Source organism: Mycobacterium sp. (assembly GCF_049673265.1).
Lineage (GTDB): Bacteria > Actinomycetota > Actinomycetes > Mycobacteriales > Mycobacteriaceae > Mycobacterium.
In genome coordinates this window covers 1-1,860 of record NZ_JBATXN010000050.1, presented here as the reverse complement: position 1 = coordinate 1,860, position 1,860 = coordinate 1, and the positions used below count along the sequence as shown (strand labels likewise).

1 protein-coding gene and 1 pseudogene are annotated in these 1,860 nt (G+C 64.1%); both read left to right on the top strand.

Annotated features, from left to right (window positions below):
- Positions 1–120, top strand: a pseudogene (locus WBF82_RS01735) (type I methionyl aminopeptidase); the annotation flags it as partial.
- A 70-nt stretch (positions 121–190) separates the two neighbouring features.
- Entirely contained in the window at positions 191–1,690 is a 1,500-nt protein-coding gene (locus WBF82_RS01730) for a cobyric acid synthase (RefSeq protein ID WP_424381381.1), read from the top strand.
- The last annotated feature ends 170 nt before the right edge of the window (positions 1,691–1,860 follow it).

Here is a 1,860-nt window from a genome sequence, read left to right as displayed (position 1 = left end):
GACTACGAGATCTGGGACGACGACTGGACCGTGGTCACCACAGACCGCAGATGGACTGCGCAATTCGAGCACACGTTGCTTGTCACCGAGTCCGGCGCGGACATCCTCACGTGTCTCTAGCGCGAGCAGACGCAAAAGCCCCCGACACGCCCCGCAAAAATGGGCTTTTGCGTCTGCTCGCCACAGAAAGGTGAGCGGTGCGGTGCTGGTTGCCGGCACCAGCTCTGACGCCGGGAAGTCGGTGGTGGTCGCCGGACTCTGCCGCTTGCTGGCGCGCAAAGGTATTCGGGTCGCGCCCTTCAAGGCGCAGAACATGTCGAACAATTCCGCAGTCACCGTCGAGGGCGGTGAGATCGGCCGAGCCCAGGCGATGCAGGCCCGGGCGGCCGGTCTTGCCCCCAGCGTGCGGTTCAACCCGATCCTGCTCAAACCCGGCAGCGACACGACCTCACAACTGGTCATCCGGGGGCAGGCCGTCGACTCCGTGACCGCGACCGAGTACTGGTCGCATCGCAACAATCTTCTCACCGTCGTGCTGGACGAATTGTCGCAACTGAGAACCGAATTCGATGCCGTGGTGTGTGAGGGCGCCGGATCACCAGCCGAAATCAACTTGCGCGCAACAGACTTGGTCAATATGGGACTGGCCCGAGCCGCGAATGTGCCGGTGATTCTGGTCGGCGACATCGACCGCGGCGGGTTGCTGGCGCATCTCTTCGGGACAGTGGCGGTGCTTGAACCCGACGACCAAGCGCTAATAGCCGGGTTCATCGTGAACAAGTTTCGCGGCGACGCGGCGCTGCTGGAGCCTGGGTTGCGGCAACTCACCGAACTCACCGGACGCCCGACGTACGGGGTACTGCCGTACTGCGACGACCTCTGGCTCGACGCCGAGGATTCCGTCTCGGTGCTGGCCCACCGAGTGATCGGCAGACCGCAACCGCCGCGCGGCTCGGGGTGGCTACGGGTCGCGGTTCCGCGGCTGCCGCGGATCTCCAACTCCACCGATATCGAAGCGCTGGCCTGCGAACCCGGCGTGCTGGTGCGTTGGGTCAGCCAACCTGCCGACCTCATCGATGCCGACGTCGTCGTGCTACCGGGGACCAAGGCCACCGTCGCTGACCTGGGCTGGCTGCGTGAGCGCGGGCTGGACCATGCCATCGCTGCGCATTCGGCGTCGGGCCGAACCGTACTGGGCATCTGCGGTGGCTTCCAGATGCTGTGCCGTTGGATCGACGACCCGGTCGAAAGCCGATCGGGCCGAGTGCAGGGGCTCGGGCTGCTCGACGCCGACATCGTGTTCGCTCCCGACAAGGTGCTGCGCCGCTGGGAGGGCTCGCTGCACGGCTACGAGATCCACCACGGGCGCCTGTCCCGCTGCGCCGAGGCCGACTGGTTCGAGGTGGACGGATCCCCGCAGGGGTATCGGCGCGGCCCGGTATTCGGCACGCATTGGCACGGACTATTCGACAACGACGAATTCCGCCGCAGTTGGTTGACCAACGCCGCGGCGGCAACGGGCCGAAACGGTTTTGTGGTGGCCGATGACATTAATGTCCCGGCACGGCGGGATGCCCAACTGGATGTGATGGCCGATCTGTTGGACGCCCACCTCGACGTCGATGCAGTCATCGGATTGCTAGGCGGTGGCACAGCGCCGTGTCCGACCATCGTCGCCGCCTTGCACTGACAACGTCGGCAGTCGCGCCAAAACCGTGGTCAGTCAAAAGCTTTCACAAAGGCCGTTCCTTATGGTCGCTGTTCTATGTTGCGAGAACGTTTCCAAATGAAACTGTGCTAACTAACTACGCGAAAACGGCCCGCGCGCGGGCCAATTGAATGTAACTTGCATTAGTGCTC